General features: G+C 38.2%; 1 protein-coding gene. It reads left to right on the top strand.

Features of this window, described 5'->3' with window-relative positions; genetic code table 11:
- Nucleotides 1-83 precede the first annotated feature (83 nt).
- Nucleotides 84-296, top strand: a 213-nt coding sequence (locus AOA60_RS16685) for a single-stranded DNA-binding protein (RefSeq protein ID WP_158235037.1), incomplete at its 3' end; no start/stop codon positions are given.

The following is a 296-nucleotide window of genomic DNA, read 5'->3' as shown; positions in this document are numbered from 1 at the left end:
TATCCAAGGTACGTGAATAGGGAATGGAAGCTCTACTGTATTCAAAGAACTATTAACAACAAAATAAAATAGGAGTGATCACAATGTTAAACCAAGTTATGTTAATCGGTAGGATTGCAAAGGACCCAGTTATCCACACAACTAAGGAGGGCACCGCAGTCACAAGAATTAATTTAGCTGTCCGTCGACCATATAAAAATATGGATGGAAACTATGATACTGACTTCGTCCTTTGTATCGCTTGGAAAAAGCTCGCAGAAACTACTGCAGATTACTGTTCAAAAGGTTCACTTGTT

This window comes from Pseudomonas sp. 2822-17, assembly GCF_002742485.1.
Classification (GTDB): Bacteria; Pseudomonadota; Gammaproteobacteria; order Pseudomonadales; family Pseudomonadaceae; genus Aquipseudomonas; species Aquipseudomonas cyclaminis.
This window is presented reverse-complemented; position numbering and strand designations above follow the sequence as displayed.